This window comes from Hominiventricola filiformis (assembly GCF_020686965.1).
In the GTDB taxonomy this organism is placed as follows: Bacteria; Bacillota; Clostridia; order Lachnospirales; family Lachnospiraceae; genus Hominiventricola; species Hominiventricola filiformis.
This window is the reverse complement of record NZ_JAJEPS010000003.1, coordinates 132466-156351: the sequence shown is the minus strand read 5'-3', so window position 1 is coordinate 156351 and position 23886 is coordinate 132466. Positions and strand designations below refer to the sequence as shown.

At 45.8% G+C, this 23886-nt stretch carries 21 protein-coding genes and 1 riboswitch; of the genes, 15 read left to right on the top strand and 6 right to left on the bottom strand.

The genetic code is table 11. The annotated features are described in order from the left end of the window. Positions 1-8: 8 nt before the first annotated feature. Positions 9-1373 carry a PFL family protein gene (locus tag LKD36_RS05040; protein WP_308458944.1) on the top strand — a complete coding sequence of 455 codons (1365 nt, stop codon included), beginning with the start codon at positions 9-11 and terminating at the stop codon, positions 1371-1373. A gap of 104 nt (positions 1374-1477) precedes the next feature. Next, positions 1478-1680, top strand: a riboswitch (cobalamin riboswitch). A gap of 263 nt (positions 1681-1943) precedes the next feature. Here the strand turns inward: LKD36_RS05040 and LKD36_RS05035 are convergent. The 3 genes from LKD36_RS05035 to LKD36_RS05025 are packed head-to-tail and all read right to left on the bottom strand — an operon-like array spanning position 1944 to position 4983. Further along, positions 1944-2651 (bottom strand): response regulator, encoded by a 708-nt coding sequence (locus LKD36_RS05035; RefSeq protein ID WP_118769274.1) that lies wholly within the window; start codon positions 2649-2651, stop codon positions 1944-1946. Continuing rightward, a complete protein-coding gene (locus LKD36_RS05030) occupies positions 2620-3786 on the bottom strand; it encodes a sensor histidine kinase (protein WP_308458943.1) in 1167 nt (388 codons plus the stop codon). The genes LKD36_RS05035 and LKD36_RS05030 overlap by 32 nt, the downstream gene beginning before the upstream one ends. An 18-nt stretch (positions 3787-3804) precedes the next feature. Then, positions 3805-4983 carry a tRNA(Met) cytidine acetate ligase gene (locus LKD36_RS05025; RefSeq protein ID WP_308458942.1) on the bottom strand — a complete coding sequence of 393 codons (1179 nt, stop codon included), beginning with the start codon at positions 4981-4983 and terminating at the stop codon, positions 3805-3807. 117 nt (positions 4984-5100) lie between these two features. Here LKD36_RS05025 and LKD36_RS05020 point away from each other — a divergent pair, with 117 nt between their 5' ends. From LKD36_RS05020 to LKD36_RS04985, 8 genes are all read left to right on the top strand, one after another. Continuing rightward, the gene (locus LKD36_RS05020) at positions 5101-7134 is read left to right on the top strand and encodes a DNA topoisomerase (RefSeq protein ID WP_308458941.1); all 2034 of its coding nucleotides are present in this window, start codon (positions 5101-5103) and stop codon (positions 7132-7134) included. Positions 7135-7138: 4 nt separating this feature from the next. Further along, on the top strand, positions 7139-7810 hold the full coding sequence (locus LKD36_RS05015) for an acyltransferase (RefSeq protein WP_118769277.1): 672 nt from the start codon (positions 7139-7141) through the stop codon (positions 7808-7810). After that, complete coding sequence (locus tag LKD36_RS05010) at positions 7800-8531, top strand: TraX family protein (RefSeq protein WP_308458940.1); 732 nt, start codon at positions 7800-7802, stop codon at positions 8529-8531. The genes LKD36_RS05015 and LKD36_RS05010 overlap by 11 nt, the downstream gene beginning before the upstream one ends. 15 nt (positions 8532-8546) lie before the next feature. Next, positions 8547-9116: a flavodoxin family protein gene (locus LKD36_RS05005; RefSeq protein WP_118769279.1), complete on the top strand. Its 570-nt coding sequence runs from the start codon at positions 8547-8549 to the stop codon at positions 9114-9116. Positions 9117-9132: 16 nt separating this feature from the next. Continuing rightward, on the top strand, positions 9133-9828 hold the full coding sequence (locus tag LKD36_RS05000; protein ID WP_118769280.1) for a 2-phosphosulfolactate phosphatase: 696 nt from the start codon (positions 9133-9135) through the stop codon (positions 9826-9828). Between the two features lie 105 nt (positions 9829-9933). Next, on the top strand, positions 9934-10647 hold the full coding sequence (locus tag LKD36_RS04995; protein WP_118769281.1) for a response regulator transcription factor: 714 nt from the start codon (positions 9934-9936) through the stop codon (positions 10645-10647). Then, positions 10622-12976 (top strand): sensor histidine kinase, encoded by a 2355-nt coding sequence (locus LKD36_RS04990; protein ID WP_308458939.1) that lies wholly within the window; start codon positions 10622-10624, stop codon positions 12974-12976. The genes LKD36_RS04995 and LKD36_RS04990 overlap by 26 nt, the downstream gene beginning before the upstream one ends. Before the next feature lie 110 nt (positions 12977-13086). Beyond that, entirely contained in the window at positions 13087-14454 is a 1368-nt protein-coding gene (locus LKD36_RS04985) for an NCS2 family permease (protein ID WP_308458938.1), read from the top strand. Between the two features lie 71 nt (positions 14455-14525). Here LKD36_RS04985 and LKD36_RS04980 read toward each other — a convergent pair whose 3' ends face one another. Further along, positions 14526-14864, bottom strand: a complete 339-nt coding sequence (locus LKD36_RS04980; RefSeq protein WP_118769284.1) for a hypothetical protein — start codon at positions 14862-14864, stop codon at positions 14526-14528. A 4-nt stretch (positions 14865-14868) separates the two neighbouring features. Continuing rightward, positions 14869-15837: a carbohydrate kinase family protein gene (locus LKD36_RS04975; protein ID WP_118769285.1), complete on the bottom strand. Its 969-nt coding sequence runs from the start codon at positions 15835-15837 to the stop codon at positions 14869-14871. Positions 15838-15992: 155 nt separating this feature from the next. Here LKD36_RS04975 and LKD36_RS04970 point away from each other — a divergent pair, with 155 nt between their 5' ends. Then, on the top strand, positions 15993-17645 hold the full coding sequence (locus LKD36_RS04970; RefSeq protein ID WP_308458937.1) for a SulP family inorganic anion transporter: 1653 nt from the start codon (positions 15993-15995) through the stop codon (positions 17643-17645). 52 nt (positions 17646-17697) lie between these two features. Here LKD36_RS04970 and LKD36_RS04965 read toward each other — a convergent pair whose 3' ends face one another. Beyond that, positions 17698-18642, bottom strand: coding sequence for an AEC family transporter (locus tag LKD36_RS04965; RefSeq protein WP_308458936.1), 945 nt, complete (start codon positions 18640-18642; stop codon positions 17698-17700). A 210-nt stretch (positions 18643-18852) separates the two neighbouring features. Here LKD36_RS04965 and LKD36_RS04960 point away from each other — a divergent pair, with 210 nt between their 5' ends. The 5 genes from LKD36_RS04960 (at position 18853) to LKD36_RS04940 (ending at position 23870) form a co-directional block, all read left to right on the top strand. Then, positions 18853-19527 carry a hypothetical protein gene (locus LKD36_RS04960; RefSeq protein WP_308458935.1) on the top strand — a complete coding sequence of 225 codons (675 nt, stop codon included), beginning with the start codon at positions 18853-18855 and terminating at the stop codon, positions 19525-19527. Positions 19528-19553: 26 nt separating this feature from the next. Beyond that, positions 19554-20894, top strand: coding sequence for a hypothetical protein (locus LKD36_RS04955; protein ID WP_118769290.1), 1341 nt, complete (start codon positions 19554-19556; stop codon positions 20892-20894). 112 nt (positions 20895-21006) lie between these two features. Continuing rightward, positions 21007-21840, top strand: coding sequence for an HAD family hydrolase (locus LKD36_RS04950; RefSeq protein WP_308458934.1), 834 nt, complete (start codon positions 21007-21009; stop codon positions 21838-21840). Between the two features lie 194 nt (positions 21841-22034). Then, positions 22035-23066 (top strand): hypothetical protein, encoded by a 1032-nt coding sequence (locus LKD36_RS04945; protein WP_308458933.1) that lies wholly within the window; start codon positions 22035-22037, stop codon positions 23064-23066. Between the two features lie 177 nt (positions 23067-23243). Continuing rightward, positions 23244-23870, top strand: coding sequence for a sugar O-acetyltransferase (locus LKD36_RS04940; protein ID WP_118769293.1), 627 nt, complete (start codon positions 23244-23246; stop codon positions 23868-23870). Positions 23871-23886: the final 16 nt, after the last annotated feature.

Sequence of the window (23886 nt, the reverse complement as noted above, 5' to 3'; positions counted from 1 at the left end):
AGAAGACTATGATCAATATTACAGAAGTTCTTGAGACCAATAAAATGATCGAGGAAGAGAATCTGGATGTACGTACCATTACGCTGGGCATTAGCCTTCTGGACTGCATTGATTCTGACCTTGAGATTTTGAAGAAAAATATTTATGAGAAGATCACCACGATGGCCAAAGATCTGGTATCCACTGGAAAATCCATCGAGGCGCAGTACGGAATTCCCATTGTTAATAAACGTATTTCCGTAACTCCGATTGCTCTGGTCGGTGGACCGGCCTGCAAGACACCGGATGATTATGTGGAGATTGCAAAGGTGCTGGATAAGGCAGCCCATACGGTAGGCGTTAACTTCCTGGGCGGGTTTTCTGCACTGGTTTCCAAGGGAATGACGAAGAGTGACGAGCTTCTCATGCGTGCCATCCCGAAGGCGCTGGCAGAGACGGAACGTGTCTGCAGTTCTGTCAATGTGGGTTCCACCAAGACAGGTATTGATATGGATGCAGTCCGTCTGATGGGTGAAATTGTAAAAGAAACTGCAGAAATGACGAAGGAAAATGATTCTCTTGGCTGTGCCAAGCTGGTTATTTTCTGCAATGCACCAGATGATAACCCGTTCATGGCAGGTGCTTTCCATGGAGTAACTGAGGGAGATGCTGTCATCAATGTGGGCGTCAGTGGCCCTGGTGTTGTAAAGAAGGCCCTTTCCCAGGTTCGTGGAGAAAATTTTGAGGTACTTTGTGAGACGATTAAGAAAACCGCATTTAAGATTACCCGTGTTGGTCAGCTGGTAGCTCAGGAAGCATCCAGAAGAATGGGAATTCCATTCGGTATCATCGACCTTTCTCTGGCACCGACTCCGGCCATTGGAGACAGCGTCGCTGAGATTCTGGAGGAGATTGGGCTGGAGCATGCAGGAGCACCGGGTACTACTGCAGCCCTGGCACTTTTAAATGACCAGGTAAAGAAGGGCGGCGTTATGGCATCTTCTTATGTAGGCGGCTTAAGCGGTGCATTTATTCCGGTCAGTGAAGATCAGGGAATGATTGATGCCGTACAGGCGGGAGCACTTACGTTGGAAAAATTGGAAGCTATGACCTGTGTCTGCTCCGTAGGTCTTGATATGATTGCTATTCCGGGTGACACAAAAGCAACTACCATTTCTGGTATTATTGCTGACGAGATGGCAATCGGTATGGTTAACCAGAAGACAACGGCAGTTCGTCTGATTCCGGTTATCGGAAAAGGTGTAGGTGAGATGGTAGAGTTTGGTGGATTGCTTGGCTATGCACCGATCATGCCGGTAAATAATTTCTCCTGCGACGCATTTGTAGGAAGAACCGGAAGAATACCGGCTCCGATTCACAGTTTTAAGAACTAAAAGGTAATAATTGCCAATGAAACAGCCGGACTGGAAAAGAAAATTGGGAAAATTATCCCAAAACTCTTGACAGTTCGGCTGCTGTCGTCTATAATCAAAAATGTGCAGAGAGTGCTGTATCAAGTGCGTACCTACCATACAACAGGTACGAAAAGGGAATCAGGTGTGAGTCCTGAGCGATCCGGTCACTGTATTCGGAGAGTCTGTTTTCAAAATCCCATTGCATAACCCAATCATACATGTGAGAAGGGGAGGACAGACGTTGGTATCCGTAAGTCAGGAAACCTGCTTGGTATATGAGATGAGCTTCCGAGCAAGGCTTAACATCCAACAGATGGAGTGAATGGCGCACTTCATTTTGCGAAATGTCGGCTTGTGGGTTATAGCGGCAGTTTTTTATTTATGTGAAATCTCATGCAGAATGCACGAATATATGACTGGTGTATATGCGTTATCCTCCATATTCATCGCATATGAATGGCACATCAGTCCAGCAACAGACAATGACCCCTCCGGGCGCAGGTTCCTGAACATCCTGCCTCCCGGAGGGGTCATTATTATCAGCACATCTTATGTGTCTTCTTCTGCCATGCGGTAGCCAACTCCGATTTCAGTAAAAAGATAAATTGGCTCTGCAGGGTTTGGCTCCAGTTTTCTTCGGATATTTGCCATATGTACCCGGAGACTGGTGTTGTCATTTTCGGAATAAGGTCCCCATACATATTCAATCAGTTTATCATAAGTGAGCACGCGGCCACTGTTCTGAGCCAGAAGCGCCACGATTTTGTATTCGTTCTGAGTCAGATGGATGTCCGTTTCGTCTCTGGTGACCAGTCGTTTTTCAAAATCAATGGTCAGTCCGCCATGGTGATAGGGATGGAGGAGCGGATCGCTGCCTGTCTGGTGCTGCATGGTATGGCGGAGGGCTGTCCGAATTCTTGCCAGAAGCTCGGAATTGCCAAAGGGTTTTGTGATGTAGTCATCAGCGCCCAGATCCAGTGCAAGTACCTTGTCCTGCTCCTGAGTACGGGCAGAGATCACGAGAATGGGAACTGCGGACCAGGTTCTTATTTTCTGAATCACTTCTGTTCCATCCAGATCCGGAAGTCCCAGATCTAAAAGGATCAGATCAGGCGTGGAAGAAGCGGCTTGGGAAAGTCCTTCCGTAGCGTTTGAAGCAGAAATTACCTGGTAGTTTTGAGATTCCAGGACAGAAGTAATAAAGCTCAGAATATTTCGCTCATCTTCAATGACGAGGATTCGGATCGTAGGTTTCATGATGGATTTCCTCCTTCGGAATAGTAAAACAGAATTCAGCTCCTTCGGTGAGATTGCGTGCGGTAATCTCACCGTTATGGGCATTGACGATGGCTTTGCAAATAGAAAGCCCAATGCCCATGCCTTTGCGGGTATCCACAGTGGATGCAGCAGAGCTGGGAGCAGACGGAACCGCGTCAAAGATACCTGACAGACGGTCCGGGGCAATTCCGGTTCCATAGTCACGGATGCAGAATTTGATGGCATCTTCGGTACTGCTTAAGGTACATTCCAACGGTTTTGTGCTGCGGGCATGAAAATATGCATTTTCAATGAGATTCAGGAGCACCTGCTTTATGAGCAGCGGATCCATGGGAGCAGTTACGAATTCATCGGGAATGACGGTCTTAATCTGCAGGTCCGGGTATCGTTTTCGAGAAGTGGACACTGCATCAAAGAGCACTTCTTCTGCAGCCTCTGGTGTTTTTTTCAGAACACTTGCTCCGCCGTCGGTAATCCGGGTGACGGACAGAAGATTCTCCACCATATGAAGCAGCCAGTTGGCATCTTCATAGATTTCAGAGACCAGTTCCCGTTTTTCTTTCGGTGGAAGAGCGGCCTCGTTTTCCAGATAAGAAGAGCTGGCTCCGATCATACTGGTGAGAGGGGTTCTAAGATCATGGGAAACCGCCCTCAGCAGGTTGGCGCGAAGCTTTTCTTTTTCTGCTTCAGCCAGAAACTTTTCTGCTTCATTAATTTTTCGTGCCTGATCTTTCATGCGGAAGGTGGTGGCACTGGTCAAAATAGAAATGAAGTACATGACCATAAAGGTGAAGGGATATCCGGACACAGCAAAGCTGAACTGGCCAAACGGATAAGTAAACAGGTAATTTATGAAAAAAACACTGACAATACCAGAGATAATACCATATCGGTATTTGTCCGTGTGGTAGGAAATCATAATAATCGTCAGGATGTAAATCAGCGCCACATTGGCAGAACCGGTAGGATTGACATGGTGGTAGATGGAAGAAATCCCGGTAGCCAGCGCCATGGCCCAAATGGTAAAGAGCAGACTGAAATGAGCATGAAAGGTATGGGTGCGCGAAATTCGTTCCACAAAATTGGTGAACAGTTTCCAGATATAATTTTTCAAAAGCAGAACCTCCTGTGGTCAGATGACCAGCATTTTTCTTCGGTATTCATTCTGAAAGGGCCGTCCGTGCAGCAGGGAACGGACGGATTCATAAAGATGATCTGCATAGAGCTCTTTCGGTGGAATTCCAGCCTGGGAAAGGGAAGTGATCACGGGCAGATTCCCATGAGCACTCAGTTCTTTCAGCAGTATGGCGGATGATTTTCGAAATCCGAGTACGCGGAATACACTTGCAGGCTTATATTCGCGGACATCCAGCAGAACATGGAGCAGTGCACGACTTACGGAAGTGCGGGTCAGTTCCCGGGTTTTCAGAAGATCCGTAAAACCGGAAAAGGATGAAAATTCATCCAGACGGTTCCAGATCCGATTGGAGAGCTCTGCACTGACACCAAAGTACTGTTCCAGTGGCTGATCCTGTAATGCCCGCAGTTTCTGTAAAAGGGGCAGGGAAAAGGAATTCTCCGAGACAGGTGACAGTCCTTCGTAGTCCTTGTAGAGTTCCGGAAATGGAAGCTGCTGCAATATACGGTCAGTGAAGACACCCTGACTCTTCATTAGAGAGTCCCGGATACCGCTGGCAGAGGCAGATCTTCCGTCTGTAACGGTAGTGTCGTGGTAAGCATTTCCCTCCCGCTGAATGGTATGAGGAAGGATCGTGCTGTGAAGCCGTTTCAGCGCTTTCAAATATTCCAACCCCAGCAGGTTGTTGGGCGCATCGAGAAGATCAGAGGCAAGATCCGGTGCATAGTCTTTCACGGCATGCGCCCGGGCAGCCGGGAAACTCATTCCCTCCTTTAAATACTTTCGAAGGAGAATCTGATATTCTTCCGGCTCCTCTGCCAGAATGTCTGCCAGCTTCTGAAGATCCATAAGAGAACCACATTCACTGCCGAAGCAGAGATCTGTCACGATTCCCGTATCTGCCAGCATCTTCACAGCACCGGATGCAAAGTATTCGGCGCTTCCCGTGGCGACAGGTACAGGAAGTTCCAGCACCAGATCAGCACCGCTTCGCAGAGCTGCCTCTGCCCTTGTATATTTATCGAACATGGCAGGCGTTCCCCGCTGCACATAATTGCCGCTCATGACGACAATCACATAGTCCGCACCGGACAATTCCCGCGCACGCGATAAATGAAACTGATGTCCCTTATGAAAAGGATTATATTCTGCGATGATACCTACAACCTTCATGAAAGTACTCCTCAAAACAATGGTGTGGGGACCAGATGGAGGTTCCCGATATCATGGACATTATAGCATAAGTATGTTACAATTGCACATGGCAAAGAATGAGAAAGTGTAGTACCTATGAATAAATCTTTATATATTGCGGAGAAGCCCAGCGTGGCGCAGGAATTCGCAAAAGCACTGAAACTGAATATGGCGCGAAAAGATGGCTACCTCGAATCCGACGAGGCCATCGTGACCTGGTGTGTGGGTCATCTGGTAACCATGAGTTATCCGGAAGTTTACGATGAAAAATACAAACGCTGGTCTCTGGAGACCTTGCCGTTTCTTCCCACAGAATGGAAATATGAGGTCATCGGCAGTGTAAAGAAGCAGTTTCAGATCGTGAGCGGACTTCTGAACCGGCCGGATGTGACATGTATTTACGTCTGTACGGACTCAGGGCGGGAAGGAGAATACATTTACCGTCTGGTAGAACAGATGGCAGGCGTGAAAGACAAAGAACGCCGGAGAGTCTGGATCGATTCCCAGACGGAAGAGGAGATCCTGCGCGGCATCCGGGAGGCAAAAGACCTGTCCGAGTATGATAATCTGGCAGGAGCTGCATACCTACGTGCCAAAGAAGATTACCTGATGGGAATCAACTTCTCCAGACTGCTGACTTTACAGTACGGAAGAGCTATTTCCAGCTTTCAGAACACTAAATACACGGTGATCTCCGTGGGTCGGGTTATGACCTGTGTTCTTGGTATGGTGGTTCGAAGAGAACGGGAGATCCGAAGCTTTGTAAAGACACCGTTTTACCGGGTACTGCTGGTACAGGATCTGGGTGGAAAACCCTTTGACGGAGAATGGCGTGCTGTGGAAGGAAGCGCTTACTATCAGTCGCCGCTTCTTTATAAGGAAAATGGTTTCAAAAAAGAAGAGGACGCGAAAGCCCTGATTCACAAATTAAAAGCCATGGAACCTCAGGAGGCGGAGATTGTCTCCATCGAGCGGAAGAAAGAGACCCGTTATGCGCCGCTTTTATTTAATCTGGCAGAGCTTCAGAATGAGTGCTCCAAGCGGTTCAAGATCAGTCCGGATGAGACACTGAAGATCACCCAGGAGCTCTATGAGAAGAAGCTGGTGACTTATCCTCGAACGGACGCCCGTGTGTTATCCACGGCGGTGGCAAAGGAGATTTATAAAAATATCGGTGGCTTACGGAATTATCAGCCGCTGGCAGAATCAGCGGCAGAGATTCTGGAAAAAAAATCCTGGCAGGGGATTGGAAAGAGCCGCTATACCAATGATAAGCAGATTACCGATCACTATGCAATTATTCCTACTGGTCAGGGATTTGGAGCGCTTCGAAGTGTGTCACAGACCGGACAGCAGGTCTATGAGCTGATTGTAAGAAGATTTTTAAGCATTTTCTATCCGCCGGCGGTGTATCAGAAGGCAGCGCTGGTGACCTGTATGGGAACGGAGAAATTTTTTGCGAATTTCCGGATTCTCATGGAGGAAGGATATCTCAAAATCGCGCCGAAAGCCCTGGAGTTCAAGAAGAAAAAGGACGATGCAGGGGAAGAGGAGGAGACCGGAGGAGATGCTTCCACGCTGGAGCTTTTGATGAAGCTTCGAAAAGGCATGAAGCTTGCGGTGAAGAATGCGAAGATCAAGGAGGGAGAGACCTCTCCGCCCAAGCGTTATAATTCCGGTTCCATGATTCTGGCTATGGAAAATGCAGGACAGCTTATTGAAGATGAGGATCTGCGTGCACAGATCAAGGGAAGCGGCATCGGCACCAGCGCAACCAGAGCAGAGATTTTGAAAAAGCTGGTGAACAATAAATATATTGCGTTAAATAAAAAAACACAGATCATCACCCCCACTCTGCTGGGCGAAAATATTTTCGACGTGGTCAGCGTATCCATCCGGTCCCTTTTGAATCCGGAGCTGACCGCCAGCTGGGAAAAGGGACTTACCTATGTGGCGGAAGGCCAGATTACCCAAGATGAATATATGGGAAAACTGGAACATTTTGTCCGCAGCAGAACGGAGCAGGTGCTGGGAAGCCGACAGCATTTTGCCATGAGGCCTTATTTTGAGGCGGCAGCAGCATATTATAAAAAGACAGAGAAAACCCCAACAAAGCAAAAAGGAGAATAACAGTATGAGCAACATTACCATTCAGGATCTGTATGACTTAAACGAGACGATCGCAGCAGAGCTTTTTGACGGTCTGACCTATCCATGGGAGGCACTTCCGAAAATCGGTGAATTTATCAAAAAATTAGGTGCAGCCCTCGATCCGGAGGAGTACGACAAAGTAGGCGAGGATGTATGGATTGCAAAATCTGCCAATGTATTTCCAAGCGCTTATATACATGGACCGGCCATCATCGGAAAAGAAGCAGAGGTGCGTCACTGTGCATTTATCCGCGGTAACGCACTGGTAGGCGAAGGGGCTGTGGTCGGCAATTCCACCGAACTGAAAAATGTGGTGCTTTTCAATAAAGTACAGGTTCCTCATTACAACTATGTGGGTGACTCCATTCTTGGATACAAGGCACATATGGGAGCGGGTTCCATCACGTCCAATGTAAAATCTGATAAACATCTGGTGAAAGTACATACACCGGAGGGAGATATTGAGACCGGTATCAAGAAATTTGGTGCCATGATCGGTGACAATGTAGAGGTTGGATGCGGTTCTGTCCTGAACCCGGGTACGGTGATCGGTAGACAGAGCAATATTTATCCGTTGTCTTCCGTAAGAGGTGTAGTGCCGGCACATTCTATTTATAAGAAACAGGGCGAAGTAGTGAAGAAGCATGAAGACTAAATGGGGGATCAGCGGCAGCGTACTCAAATGGTTTGCGGTTATCACCATGGTCATTGACCATTTCGGGGCATCTGTTCTGGAAACCTATATGATGAACGTCTGGGGCAGGTCACCTCTGGGAAATCTGTTTTCCGATCACTGGAACGAGTTACTGCGGGTGGACCGGATCTTACGGTATATTGGCCGGCCGGCCTTTCCGATTTTCTGTTTCCTTTTGGTGGAAGGATTTCTTCATACCAGGGATGTGAAAAAATATGCCATGCGGCTGGGAATTTTTGCACTGATCAGCGAGATTCCTTTTGATCTGGCAGTGCGCGGGAAATTCTTTGACTGGCAGTATCAGAATGTGTATATAACTTTACTGCTTGGACTTCTGACCATTTGGGCATTGAAAACCCAGAAGGATGTCTGGTATCTGCGTCTGGTGATTGCCGCAGCCGGATGTGCGCTGGGAGAACTGGTGCACTGTGACTATGGAGCAATGGGAGTGGCTTTGATTGTCGTGCTCTATCTTATGCGGGAATCCAGATTCCAGCAGTGTATCACAGGAGCGATCTGTACTTACTGGGAGCTTCCGGCACCGTTGGCTTTCATCCCCATCTGGTTTTATAATGGGGAGCGGGGGCGGCAGCCCAAATGGTTTTTCTATTGGTTTTATCCAGTTCATCTGCTGATCTACGGAGTTATCGGCAGCTGGATATTACCGGGAATTCTTCTATAAAAAAGAAAAGGAACAATGATGAAAACACTGATTATCACTGGAACACCGAGAAAAAAAGGACATACGATTGCCATGGCAGAGTATCTGGCAGGACAGCTTGACGGCGAAGTGGAATGGCTGTCGGTGGATAACCGGAAAGACATTACTCCCTGCAGGGACTGTCGCTACTGCTTTACCCATCCTAAATGTGCCATTGATGATCCTATGAATGAGATCTACGCGAAGCTCGACGCAGCGGATCGGATTATCTTCGCAGCTCCGGTATATTTTTATAATATTCCAGGATCCATGAAAGCAGTATTGGACCGGCTGCAGGTATACTGGGCAGCCATCATCCGGGGCGGGAGAAAAGAGCCTTACCGGAAAGGGGCGATTCTGCTGGTGGGCGGAGCACCGGAATCCGAACGGCAGTTTCTGGGAGCATCCACTACGTTCCAGTACATGCTGGATGATCTGGGAGCAGTCTGTGAAGGTATCGTAACCATGGGCGGCTCAGATAAGAAAGGACTTGCGGAGCGCCCGGATGTGAGAAAAAAACTGGACGAGCTGGCAGAAAGGCTCTGTCAGAATGGATCAGACAATTAGATTGAGGCAGAAAAAGATGAATATTCAGATTTTGGAAATGATAGAAGGGGCCAGACAGGCGAAAGGGCTGACCGTTATTATTGATGTCTTCCGGGCATTTTCCCTGGAGTGCTATCTGATGGCAAAACATCCGGCACAGTTGTGTCCGGTGGGGGCGAAAGAGACCGCTTATGCATGGAAAGAGAACCATCCGGAGGCGGTTCTGATAGGAGAGCGTCACGGTGTGATTCTTCCGGGATTTCAATATGGAAATTCTCCGTCCCAGACCGCAGACGTCGATCTTGAGGGAAAGACACTGATCCACACCACCAGTGCCGGAACCCAGGGAATCGTCAATGCTGCCGGAGCAGAGGAGATTATCACGGGAAGTCTGGTCAACGCAGCGGCCATTGCGCGTTACATTCAGAAAGTACAGCCGGATCAGGTCTCTCTGGTTGCCATGGGACTGGAAGGAAAGGCCTCCGCGCCGGAAGATGTTTTATGTGCCCGCTATATTAAGAGTCTGGTGGAAGGAACCTCTCTTGATATGGAGGCAGAACTGAAAACACTCCGTCACACCGAATCCGGGGAAAAGTTTTTCCGGCCGGAGACCCAGGAGGTATTTCCGGCAGAAGATTATCAGCTGTGCACAGATGTGGACCGATTCGATTTTGTCCTGCAGGTAACCAGACGGTCAGAGGACATGTTTGAAGTTCATAGAGTAGATTTATAATTAGAAAGTATGCAGGTATTTCTTCAGAATTTTTTTAGAAATACCTGCATTTGATTTTAAGAATCGGCAGTTAGAATACAAGTCATGAAGGGCAGGAAAAGTGAAATGGAGAAATATCATGTGTTAGTCGTCGAGGACGACAAAGAGATTCGGGACGGAATCGAGATTTATCTGAAAAGTCAGGGCTATGAAGTATTCAAAGCTGCGGATGGAATCGAAGGGCTGGAAATTATTTACCGGGAGGAAATCCACCTTGCCATTGTGGATGTGATGATGCCGAGAAAAGATGGAATCCAGATGGTGATGGAGATGCGTAAAGACTATGATTTTCCGGTGATTATGCTCTCTGCAAAATCAGAGGAAGTGGATAAGATTCTGGGACTTAACATGGGAGCGGACGATTATGTGACCAAACCCTTTACGCCGCTGGAGCTTCTGGCAAGGGTCAATTCCCAGCTGCGCCGCTACAGCCGTTATCTGGAAAAATTAAAGGACGGCGGCTCAAAGGAAGAAGAACAGCACATTTACCGGATCGGCGGTCTGGAACTCAACGAGGAAAAAGTAGAACTCCGGGTGGATGGTGTGCCGGTGAAGGTGACCCCGATGGAGTACCGGATTCTGTTGCTGCTGATGAAGCATCCGGGAAGAGTGTTCTCTTCTGATGAGATCTATGAGCGGGTCTGGAATGAGAAAGCAGTCAATTCAGATACGATCATGGTGCATGTGCGGAATATCCGTGAGAAGATCGAGATTAACCCGAAAAATCCAAAATATTTGAAGGTGGTGTGGGGCGTTGGCTATAAAATGGAAAAACAATAAATACAAAGGAATACTGGCAGTACTGCTTTGCGTGTCTTTGGCAGGTGTGATTATGTGCAATCTCTATCCGGTATTCTGGCAGAAAGCGCAGAAAAGGATTCAGACTTATCAGACAGAGGAAGAAGCCAGAGTAAGTAAAAATCGTGATGTGGCTGCATTTACAGTAGGTGACGACTTTGAACGGTATCTGTTATCCTCGATTTACTATCTGAATTATGAGATTACACCGGATATGAATGCCTATACTTATCTGACACAGAACTATGACAAAGGAAAACTGACAGACAGTGAGCAGGCGGGCTTAAAAGAAGCGGCCGCAAGACTCATGAAGAACATGAGAAACCAGTATGTAACGGTACAGGATATCTACGAATATGCCAGCTATGCGAAAGGGGTGGACAAAAATTTCGGCTCGGATGCCAGACTGCTGCAGGCAGTTTATAACGACGGAGTGGATATGTTTGATTACTATTCTTCCGGCCTGGTCATTTCCTATGACAGCAGAGGCGTTCCGGATATCCGTAAGACATGGAATCTCGATCTGGATGAGATCGGCGGCCTGTCAAATCTGACCGAATGTCTCACGCAGGCAACGATTGGACAGCTCATGGATGACAATGGCATGGATGAAGGCGAAGACTATGAGGTCAGCTATGATGAGACCGACGAGGATACTGCCATCAATGTGGAGTCGGGTACCGTGGTATCTGGTGATGAAACCTATCTGAGAGTTGATCAGGCTGGTAATGATGCACTGCTGAGGCAGATGTCACTTCCAATCATTCAGAATGTGACGTTTGTCTTCGGAATTAATGGAAATTATGACAGCTATAATTACATGGATGATGAGTACTGGGTGGAAAGAGTTGCTTATAATAACAGCGGTATTGCCACGGCAGGTATGGTCATCATCATTGCCATGGCATTGCTGGCGCTTATCCTGCAAAATATCCCTTCTCTCGAACTGCGGAAATACCGGATTTTCCGTCTGCCAACAGAAGTAAGCTTTGTGATCGGGTGTATGGGAGCAGTTGGTACAGTCTGGGCGCTGGGGAATGAATTTGCGATACTGACGCTTAAGAGAGGATCGGATTCTCTGACCGGTTACCTGGAATCAGATATGGCGTTGGGACAGTATGCCCCCGCAGTAGCGGTATTCTTGATCTGGCTGTTCTGGAGCTGCTTTGCATTTGGCTGGTACTGGCTGATGGCTTCCCTGCTTCCGTATATCACACATCCACTCCGGACGATCTGGGAACAGACGCTGTTCTTCCGGTTTTTCGTATGGCTGAAACGTCAGTGGCTCAGGCTGTGGAATTGGGCGACGGATGTGGAGCTGGATGAGCATCTGACCAGAAATATCTGGAAAGTGGTCGGCATTAATGGACTGATTGTGGTTCTGCTGTGCTGTATCTGGTTTGGAGGAATCTTTGGAGCAATTATTTATTCGATTCTTTTGTATGTGCTCATCAAGAAAAAATGCGGAGAGATTCAGGAAAATTATAAAAAACTTTTAAATGTCACACAGACTATTGCTGATGGAGATCTGAATGCTTCTACGGAAGAGGACATGGGGATTTTTAATCCCATCCGGGATCAGCTGACTTCGATTCAAAGTGGGTTCCGGAAAGCGGTAGATGAGGAAGTAAGAAGCCGGAATATGAAGACGGAGCTTATTACGAATGTATCTCATGACTTAAAGACGCCGTTGACCGCTATTATCACCTATGTGGATCTGCTGAAAAAAGAAGGTATCACAGAGGAGGAACGTAAAGAGTATGTGGCAACCCTGGAGAAAAAATCCCAGCGGCTGAAAGTGCTGATTGAGGATTTGTTTGAGATCAGTAAGGCGACCACTGACAACATTGTCATGAATTATGACGAAGTAGATCTGGTGAGCCTTATCAAGGAAGTACGACTGGAAAATGAGGATAAAATTCAGTCAAGCACACTGGATTTCCGGTGGAGTCTGCCGGAGGAGAAATGTATCCTGCGTCTGGATCCGCAGAGAACCTTCCGTATTATTGATAACCTGGTGCAGAATATTCTAAAATATTCCATGGCTCATTCTCGCGTGTATATTGCCATGAATGATCAGGATGGAAAAGTTACCGTCAGCCTGAAAAATATGTCTGCAACGGAGATGAATTTTACACCGGAGGAGATCACGGAGCGGTTTGTAAGAGGTGATCTTTCCAGAAATACCGAAGGAAGCGGTCTTGGTCTTGCGATTGCCCAGAGTTTTACGGAACTGCAGGGCGGTGAATTTAAGGTAGAGACAGACGGAGATCTTTTTAAAGTCACAATTATGTGGAAGAAAGAGAAGTAGTATGCTATACTGTATAAGGATCAAAGAAGATCCCGCAGTGAGCCGGGCAGAGATGATTCATCTCTGCCCGATTTTTGCGGGAAAAAAGTTTACAGGAGGGATTCAACATTATGTTGGAAAAAGTGTTTAAACTGCGTGAAAACCACACGACAGTGAAAACAGAGATTCTGGCGGGGATTACCACATTTATGACCATGGCATATATTCTTGCTGTGAATCCAAATGTATTAAGTGCGTCAGGTATGGACAGAGGAGCGGTCTTCACTGCGACGGTACTGGCTTCATTTCTTGGAACTGCCTGCATGGCATTGTTTGCAAACTATCCGTTTGCATTGGCTCCGGGTATGGGACTGAATGCATATTTTGCTTATACGGTCGTCATCGGTATGGGGTATCCGTGGCAGTCTGCGCTGGCAGCCGTTTTTGTAGAAGGTGTGATTTTTATTCTGCTTTCCCTGTTTAATATTCGGGAAGCAATTTTTAATTCCATTCCGGCGAACCTAAAGAAAGCGGTATCTGTAGGAATTGGATTTTTTATTGCCTTTATCGGTCTTCAGAATGCGAAGATTGTTGTAGGAGGAGCGACTCTGGTAGAGCTCTTTTCTCTCGATGCGGTAGAGGGCGCAACCATGCAGGATGCGGGTATCTGTGTGATTCTGGCACTCATCGGTGTATTCCTGACGGCTATTCTGGTTATCAAAAATGTAAAAGGAAATATTCTCTGGGGAATCTTAGGAACCTGGATTCTCGGTATTATCTGCCAGTTTATGGGGCTGTATGTGCCGAACCCGGAGATTGGATACTACAGTCTGCTTCCGGATTTTTCAGCAGGCATTTCCGTGCCGAGTCTGGCACCGATCTTTATGAAACTTGACTTTACATCTATTCCGGTAGCTGAATTCATTGTTATCGTATGTGCGTTCTTATTTGTAGATATGTTTGACACACTAGGAACTTTGATTGGTGTGGCTACGAAAGCAGATATGTTAGACGAGGAAGGAAAACTTCCAAACATCAAGGGAGCCCTTCTGGCAGATGCGGTTGCAACGACAGCAGGTGCGGTACTTGGTACTTCTACGACGACCACTTTTGTAGAGAGTGCTTCTGGTGTGACAGAGGGAGGAAGAACGGGTCTTACTTCCATTACGACTGCGGTTCTGTTCTTGCTGGCACTGTTATTCTCCCCGATTTTCCTCGCTATTCCGTCATTTGCAACGGCTCCGGCGTTAATTATCGTAGGATTCTACATGGTCAACCAGGTAGGACTGATTGATTTCTCTGATTTCAGTGAGGGAATTCCGGCATTTATCTGTATTGGGGCAATGCCCTTCTTCTACAGCATTTCCGAAGGTATTTCCATGGGAGTGATTTCCTATGTGATCCTGAATCTGCTGACAGGAAAAGCACAAGAGAAGAAGATCAGTCCGGTGATGTATATTCTGGCTGTACTGTTCTTAGTGAAATATTTCCTGATCTAGGAACTTTGAAAATAGATGATAAAAAGGCTGCTCATCGTTGGATGGGCAGCCTTTTTTTGGAAAATTTTTGGTTATTCAAACGGGTCTTCTTCCGGTTCGGAAACTTCTTCTGCCGGAGCATCTTCAGAAGCAGGTGCTTCTTCTTTGGCTTCTTTAGCAAGAGCCGCTTTTTTTTCTTCAATATTTGCATTGTGCACGGAGATAGCGGTGCAGTACTCAGATACAGCCTCATCTACTGACTCTCCGGCTGCGAATTTCTTATAGTAGTAAGCACCTATTTTGCGTTCCAGTTCCCGGATAGATTTCTCGTCATTTAAAATTTGTGTTTTCAGACGGGTGTCTTCTACCAGTTCATTGGTTTTGTCAGCCGCAGTTTTTGCAAATGCATTCAGTTTTTCAAACAGTTCCATCAATTTATGCCTCCTGTTTTTTCAGAAAATCCAGAACTTCCTCACGGGTCGGCATGACGCGGAGGGCGCCTTTTCTGGTGGTGATGATGGAAGCGGCCGCATTGGCGAAGGTGAGCATTTCTTTTAACTGCTCATCCGTCAGTGCTTCCAGGTCATGCTCCAGTACATAGTTCAGGACACATGCACAGAAAGTGTCACCGGCTCCGGTGGTCTCAATGGTATTTTCCTGAAGGAATGGAGCTACTTCTACATAATGATCACCATAGTATGCGCGACTTCCGTCACGACCCATGGAAACAAGAATCAACGGAATGGGGAATTCCTCGCGGATCTTCTTTACGCCTGCGGTAAAGTCTTCTTCTCCGGTGAGCCACTGGATCTCATTATCAGAAATCTTCAGTACATCGCATTTTCCAAGTCCCCAGCGAACCTGCTCTTTGGCATTGTCAAGAGAATCCCAGAGCGGTTCTCTTAAGTTCGGGTCGAAACTGATGAGTGCACCGGCTTCTTTGGCAGTTTCTACTGCTTTTTTTGTGGTAGCGCGGATGCCGTCATGGGTCATGGACAGGGTGCCAAAATGAAAGATTCTGGTATCACGTACCAGATCAAGGTTCAGCTCGTCCACAGTGAGCATCATATCAGCGCCCGGATTGCGGTAGAAGGAGAAATCACGGTCTCCGTCTGCAAAGGTATGTACCAGTGCCAGGGTCGTATGCACTTCGTTGTCCATCAGCAGATTTTCCGTGCCGATACCAAGCTCCTCCAACGCTTTTTTCAGTGTTTTTCCAAACTGATCGTTTCCTACTTTTCCGATAAAGGAAGTTTTCTTTCCAAGGTTATTTAGCATAGAAAGTACATTGCAGGGAGCACCTCCTGGATTGGCTTCGAAAAGTCCGTTGCCCTGTTCACTCAGCCCATTCTGGGTGAAATCAATAAGAAGCTCACCAAGAGCGATTACGTCGTATTTTTTCATAAGAAAAGCCTCCGTTCTTTAATATATCTATTGTACAAAAAAAACTGGTGCTTGAAAAGAGATACTTGTCATATTTTTGGTTGATAATTAGGAAAAATCTGTGCTATAATTCTAAACTGTTGTGTATAAAGGATAGAAAGGAAATAGAAATACGGATGAATTCTTTAAAACCTATGTTATTGACTTCTTTAAAGTCATACAGCCGGGAACAGTTCTTTAAAGATGTGACGGCTGGAATCATTGTGGCGATTATCGCGCTGCCGTTGTCCATCGCACTGGCACTTGCATCAGGTGTGGGACCGGAGGCAGGTATTTTTACCGCAATTGTAGCGGGATTCGTGATCTCTGCACTGGGAGGGAGCAGTGTGCAGATTGCTGGTCCGACTGCAGCCTTTGCGACAATCGTGGCAGGAATTGTGGCAAGAGCCGGACTGGATGGTCTGGTCATTGCGACAGTATTGGCAGGTGTGTTCCTGATTCTTATGGGACTCTGCCATTTTGGAACGCTGATTAAATTTATTCCATATACGATTACGACTGGTTTTACATCAGGAATTGCAGTGACTATCGTTATCGGGCAGCTGAAAGATTTCTTCGGTGTGACCTATCCGGATGGGGTAAAACCCATTGAAACTATGGAAAAACTGGAAGCATTTATTGGAAATATCAATACGGTAAATACGGATGCATTGATTGTGGGCGCGGTCAGCTTGGCAATTCTGATCATCTCTCCTTATATTTTCAAGAAAATTCCGGGTTCTCTGATCGCAGTCATCGTGGGAATACTGATGGTGCAGTTCCTTCCGCTGAAGGTATCTACCATCGGAAATCTTTATACTATCAGTAATGCATTGCCATCCTTCCATTTTCCGGCACTCAGTCTGAAGTCGGTGGAAGCAGCCGTACCGAATGCATTTACCATCGCAGTGCTGGCTGCCATTGAGTCTTTGCTTTCCTGTGTGGTGGCCGATGGTATGATCAATGGAAAACATCGTTCTGACATGGAGCTGGTAGCTCAGGGTGCAGGAAATATTGCCTCTGCTCTGTTTGGAGGCATTCCGGCGACAGGAGCAATCGCAAGAACAGCAGCCAATATTAAAAATGGCGGACGCACGCCGGTGGCCGGTATGGTGCATTCCGTAACACTGGTGATTGTTCTGGTCGTGTTGATGCCTTATGCCGGTATGATTCCCATGCCGACTATTGCAGCGATTCTGTTTATCGTAGCTTATAATATGTGCCAGTGGAGAACCTTCAAACATCTGGTGGAGACAGCTCCAAAGAGCGATATTATCGTGCTGGTAGTTACCTTTGTGCTGACGATTGTATTTGACCTCGTCGTAGCAATTGAGGTCGGCATGATTCTGGCATGTCTGCTTTTCATTAAGCGGATGAGCGACGAGACTCATGTGGACAGCTGGATCTATATGGATGATGATTCTCAGATGGTTGATGAACATCTGCAGAAACTGTCCAAACAGATCCGGGTATATGAGATCACCGGACCTCTCTTCTTCGGTGCAGCCAGTGCTATTGAACATATTGTGGTGAAGGATTTTACGAAGTGTGTGGTATTCCGTATGCGTGCAGTTCCGGCGTTGGACAGTACCGCTATGAATGCCCTTCATAACCTGACGAAATACTGTGAATCAAAGGGAATTGCGCTGGTGTTCTCCCATGTGAATGAGCAGCCAAGACATGTTATGGAAAAAGACGGATTTCTGGAACTGGTCGGAAAAGAGAATTTCTGCGCAAATATTACAGAGGCTCTGAACCGGGCAGAAGAGATTGTACGTACGGCGAAATAAAAAAGGACATAAAATATCCGGGAAATCATCTGGTATGGTTTCCCGGATATTTTTATGCCAGAAATCCGCCAGCACTTAGGACATAGATCCATAATGTCATGGTAACAGCGGAGAACAGAGTGGTTGCTGCAACACAGCTGGCGGAGAGGGTACCGTCGTGTCCCATATTTTTCGACATGACATAAGATGCCGGAGTGGTAGGACTGCCCAGCATAATGAGCAGAGCGATGAGCTCCTGTCCGCGGAAGCCGAATTTGATTGCAATGGGAAGGAATATCATATCTAACAGCATTAGTTTGCAGAAGGACGCTGCAACGGTGGGTCCCAGTTTTTTGATTGCCTTGGCACCTTCGAAAGAAGCTCCGATGGAAAGGAGCGCCAGTGGAGTGGTCAGACTTCCAAGAGTGTTGAATGTCTTCTGAGCCATGGCCGGCAGGCCGATGGGCAGCAGATTGTAGATAGTACCGATCAGAATGCCGTCCAGAATCGGGTTGGTCAGGATGCCATAGAGGATGGCGCCCGGATGAAGCTTACCCTTGTGGGATGGATTTTCAATGGTCAGAATCAGCACTGCAAAAATATTGAACAGCGGCACGCTGCCGAGCATCATAAGCGGAGCCATACCGGAAGTGCCATAGATATTCTGGATGAAGGCTACGCCAAGGATTGCTGCGCTGCTTCGGTAACAGGCTTGCACGAATTCACCGGTCAGACTTTTATCACGCAGGAAAATACGTGCCAGAATCCAGATGACGATGATGGAAATGGCGGTGGCTCCGAAACAGAACAGAACGAATTTGCCATTGAAATTTTCCGTCAGGTCAATGGATGTCATATCACAGAACAGCATGGCCGGAAGTCCGACACGAAAAACCAGCTTATCTGCCACGGAACAGAATTCTTTTGTTAGAAACTTTTTTTGCCCGAGCACATATCCTATGATAATCACGATAAAGATAGGAAGCGTGGAATTCAGGCTGAAAATCAGATTACTCATATGTAATGCCTCCGTCGCCGGTCGATGACCGGAATTTGTAGAAATAAATCTCTGTAAGTATAGCATAAAAAACATAAAGCAGGAACCACAAAATAAGCAATGTTGAAGTCAATCCCCTTAATCGACTTTGAAAAGGGCATTTTCTATAATATCCATAGAAAGCCGGAGAAAACGGTGCAATATAATCAAACATTATGGAGGTATAGTAAAATGCTCGAAAAACTGATTGTCATGCTGACACACAATGATGTAACCGTAAAGGATGCAAAAGAGATCTTTGAGGAGAATAAAGATCTGCCGGTTACCAACTGGGGATTCAAAGATGTAGGTCTTGAGCCGGAAAAAATGAAAGAACTGTGCGGTATGATGAAAGCAGCTGGAAAGACTACTTTCCTGGAAGTTGTTACCTACTCTGAGGAAGAGTGCATGAGAGGCGCAAAACTGGCTGTAGAGTGTGGATTTGACTGCCTGTTGGGAACTCTTTTCTATGATTCCGTAGCAGAGTATGTAAAAACAACCAATCTGAAATATTATCCGTTTGTAGGTAAAGTATCTCAGAGTCCATCCATTTTGGAAGGAAGTTGCGATTTTATGTTGGAACAGGCTGAAAAGTTTAAAGCAGCAGGTGCTTGCGGCGTCGATCTCCTGGGATATCGCTATGTAGAGGGTGATCCGAACGTACTGTCTGCAGCATTCATTAAAGCAAGCTGTATCCCGACTGTGCTGGCAGGCAGCATCGGTTCTGAAGAGCGTATGCTTCTTGTAAAACAGATGGATCCGGCATACTTCACCATGGGATCAGCTCTGTTCACCAAGAACTTTGTAAAAGATAGTTCCTTCCGTGATAATCTGAAGGCTGTTGTAGATTTCCTTCAGAAACAGTAAGAAAGACCCTAAGGAGGATATGACTTATGTCAATTGAAGCAAAAACCGGACTGGTAGTAGTAGCCAGCCACTATGAGAGCGGCGGACAGCGTGCAGAGGAACTGATGGAGGCAGCTGTTCAGTCCATGAAAGACAGAATGGTAGTCCCGGCAGTGGGCTCCAAAACCGTATGGGATGCGGCAGATGCCATTGATGTCTGCAAAGAGTTTAAAGAGCAGGGAGTTGATTCCCTGACTGTTATTTTAAGTACCTGGGTAACGGATTCTCTTCTGTACGTATTAGTGCATGAGATGCAGATCCCGGTTGTGTTCTGGGCAGTTCCTTATACAGAGACCTTCTCCATTGGTTGTGTACAGCATTTTGGAAGTGCACTGACTACTCATGGTATTCCGTATGATTATGTATATGGCCTGACCAATGACAAAGCTGCAGCAGATAAGGTTGCTAAGATTGCAGAAGTTGGCCGTATCATGAAAGCGGTTGGAAACATGAAACTTGCTCTGGTAGGACCAAGGCAGACCTGGCGTGTGGCAGGCCCGCAGGATACCACCAATGAAGAGTGGGAATTCTCAGAAAAATTCGGCGTAACACTCGTTCATATTGAGATGGAAGAGATTATGGAAGCAGCAGAAAAAATCTCTGATGAAGAGGCAAAGAAAGTATATACCTGCCTGAAGAAACGAACCGGAAAAGTGCTGGCAGAGGAATCTTCTATGCTTCATATGACCAAGGTTTACATGTCGGTAAAAGAAGCAGTAAAGAGATATTCGCTGGATGCGCTGGCAGCAGAGTGCTATCCGTTCTACAGCGGTGAAATGAACCTTCCGTCCAGCTGGCTGGCAGATGAAGGAATTATCCTTGATACCGAAGGAGATATCGGACATACCATGGTAATGTATATGCTGAACCTGGCTGCCAAGGGCGGAGCAACTGCTCTGGGAGAAGTTGGAAGCATTGATGATAAAGAGCATATTCTGGCGCTTGCTCATGAAGGAAGTACTGCCCATTCTCTGGCTGAGTCTGTGGAACAGGTACAGATTTCTCCGAGTGGAGAGAGAGGCTGTTTTGTAGGACTTCCGCTTCGTCCGATGGACAAAGTGACCGTATCCAGCATTCAGGGAAATGGAATTGATGGATATCAGGTATTGGTAGAGTCTGGAAAAGTTGTAAAAGCTTCTAAGCAGGAATGGATTGATGGCGGCGAGAAGCTGCTGGTAAAATTGCAGGTTGCACCGAAAGCAAGCGAGGCAATTGACAGCCTGATGGCATCAGGCATGGATCATCATCTGCTTGTAAAAGAGGGAGATTATATAGAAATGATGACTTTACTTTGCAAATATATGGGAGTGAAGAAGGTTACTTTTTAGAAGTTAGCAATTTCTACCATAAAATTCAAAAATGGAGCCGGGAGTAATCCCGGCTTCATTTATATCATGATTTTTATAAAATAGCAAAATAGGAAAACAGGAGAACAGTATTTTGAAAAAGAATGTATTATATGTATCTGATCTGGATGGGACACTGCTGGACAGCAAGAAAAGAATTACTCCATACACGGCAAATGTACTGAACCGGTGTATTCAGAAAGGAATGAAGTTTGCGGTGGCGACGGCCAGGATGCCTTATGGGTGTGACTATCGCCTGCAAGAGATAGAGATGGATACGCCTGGAATTGTAACGAACGGTGTATTTTTATATGATTTTAAAGAGAAAAAGATTATTTCAGCAGAAGAGATCGAAAAGAAAAGTGCAGAACAAGTAATCAAAGCTTTTGAGAAGCATGGTATGTCCTGTTTTGTTTATATTTTTTCAGAGGGGAGCATCTCTTTATATTATGGAGATCAAACATTAGAAAAACAGACCCAGTATTACAGTGACCGTGCTCTGGAGGCTTGCAGAAAGATTGTTTGCACAGATCATCTTCAGAATGCATTTCAGGAGGGAAAGGTTGCCTACATCACTTATACCGGCGAGAAAGAAGAGTTGGAACCGGTGTGCAAAGAACTGGATCAGATTCCAGATATTGATTACTCTTTCTATTTGAATATTTATAATGGCTGGTACTGTCTGGAAATATTCAGTAAAAAAGCCAGCAAGAAAAATGCACTTTTGAAGCTGAAAGAAATGATTCATAGTGATGAAATCGTTGTGTTCGGGGATAACTTTAATGATCTTTCCATGATAGAACTGTCAGACAGAAGCTATGCACCGACCAATGCACTGCCGGAAGTGAAGGAACAGGTTACAGAAGTACTGGGTGATTGTGACCATGATGGTGTGGCAGAATTTCTTGAAAAAGAGTGGGAGTTATAAGAAAGCCAGATACAGCCAGCTGATGGCAGCTTATATCAGCTGGCTGTTATTTTATGGAAAATATACAAAAATTGTAAACAAACTGTAAACATGGTTGCTTTTTCTGAAACAAAGAGTATACTAAACGCATCTTAAGATATTTCAAATCGTTCGATAAAAATCCCATGATGAAAAATAACGACAGGAGGAATTACGTGAGTAACCTGAAACATGCAGTTATGAATATTGAGGAAGGAAAAGCAAAGTACGACCAGACCATGAAAGAACTGTTATCGGACAGACAGGTGCTGGCCTGGATCTTAAAACGTTTTGTGCCGGAATACCAGAATTGTGAGCTGGAGGATATTGAGAAGAAATATATTCAATCGGAGACAATTATGGTGTCGAAAATTGGAGTGGAGCAGGGCAGTGAAAATATCCAGGGGATAAGAAATGAGGATGCGGTACAGGGAGAGGCAACTGTATTTTATGATGTACTTTTCCATGTCTGGTATCCGGGCATGAATGGAAAACAGATAGGCATGTACCTGAATCTGGAAGCGCAGTCGGATTATTATCCTGGATATCCTATAGAGCCAAGAGGAATCTATTATGCGGCCAGGCGGTTGACAGCACAGCTAAAAAGGATTGATAAAGATACGAATTATGGATCTTTGCAGAAAGTGTACAGTATCTGGCTGTGTATGGGGAATGTTCCAGTATATGAAGAAAATACAGTGAGCTTGTATTCTTTAAACAAAAATGATATAATTGGTAGAACAAAAAGAAACGAAGAGATCTATGATCTGATGAGCGTCCTTATCATGAGATACAATGACAAAACAGAATTGAAGGATAAGACACTTCAAATGTTACAAACATTATCAAGTGACAGACTTTCAAAAGAAGAAAAATTGGAAAAGCTGAAGAATCTGGGAATGAGGGTGGATGACCGGATTGAGAAAGGAGTTTGGAAAATGTGTAATATGGGAGATTACATTGAAGCAAAGGCGATCAAAAAAGGAATGGAGCAGGGAATAGAACAAGGTATATCAAAAGGAAACGAGCAGGCAGAGATCAGATTTGTAAGAGTACAATTAGAAAAAATGAAAAGAACCCCGGAAGAAACGGCAGAGTTATTGGATCTGCCAGTGGGATATATTCAGAAGATAGCAGATATGCTGCAGACGTATGCAGGTGCAAGTGATTTACAGATTGCGGAAAAACTGGTGGATATGAGAATGTAATAAATGCAAAAGAAATTTTTACAATACTAATTTGAAAAAGAAAAGCTGTTCTATTGATAATAAGTTATCCGTAGAACAGCTTTTTATAATAGCAACATGTGAAATATAAAAATCAAGATGAATCATAGAAGCTGTATAAAACAAATAGTACAATAATTTTGAAGGAGGATTGATAGAATGTTAAACTTTGAAGAACAGAAACAGAGAACCTTATCCGGTCTTATGTACAATGATCTTACATCGGAATTGGTGGAAGCGAGAAGAGTGGCAGTGGAGCTGACAAATGCGTATAACGCTTCCTATGGTCAGCCGCCGGAAGTTCGGGAGCCATTATTGCGTAAGATACTTGGAGAGATGGGTGAGGATGTATTTTTTGAGCCGTCCTTTCAATGCGAGTTTGGTTATAACATCAAAATAGGAAATCATTTTTATGCGAACTTTGACTGTGTGATGCTTGATCCGGGTGGAATTGAAATCGGAGACAATGTTTTATTTGGACCAAGAGTAAGTATCTACACGGCAAGACATGCATTTGACGCGAAAGAAAGAGGTGCCGGAGCCTGCTTTGCGAAGAAAGTAACGATTGGAAATAATGTATGGGTTGGTGGTGGAGTCCATATGGATTGTGGAATTACCATCGGTGACAATACAGTTATCGGTGCAGGAAGTGTTATCACCAGAGATATTCCTGCAAATGTGGTAGCAGCAGGGGCACCGTGCAGGGTGATCAGAGAAATTACAGAAGCAGATAAGTCAGACTACTTTCATATTCTGGAAACAATGTATTCATCTGTCATACGATAAAAAATAAAGAATGTAC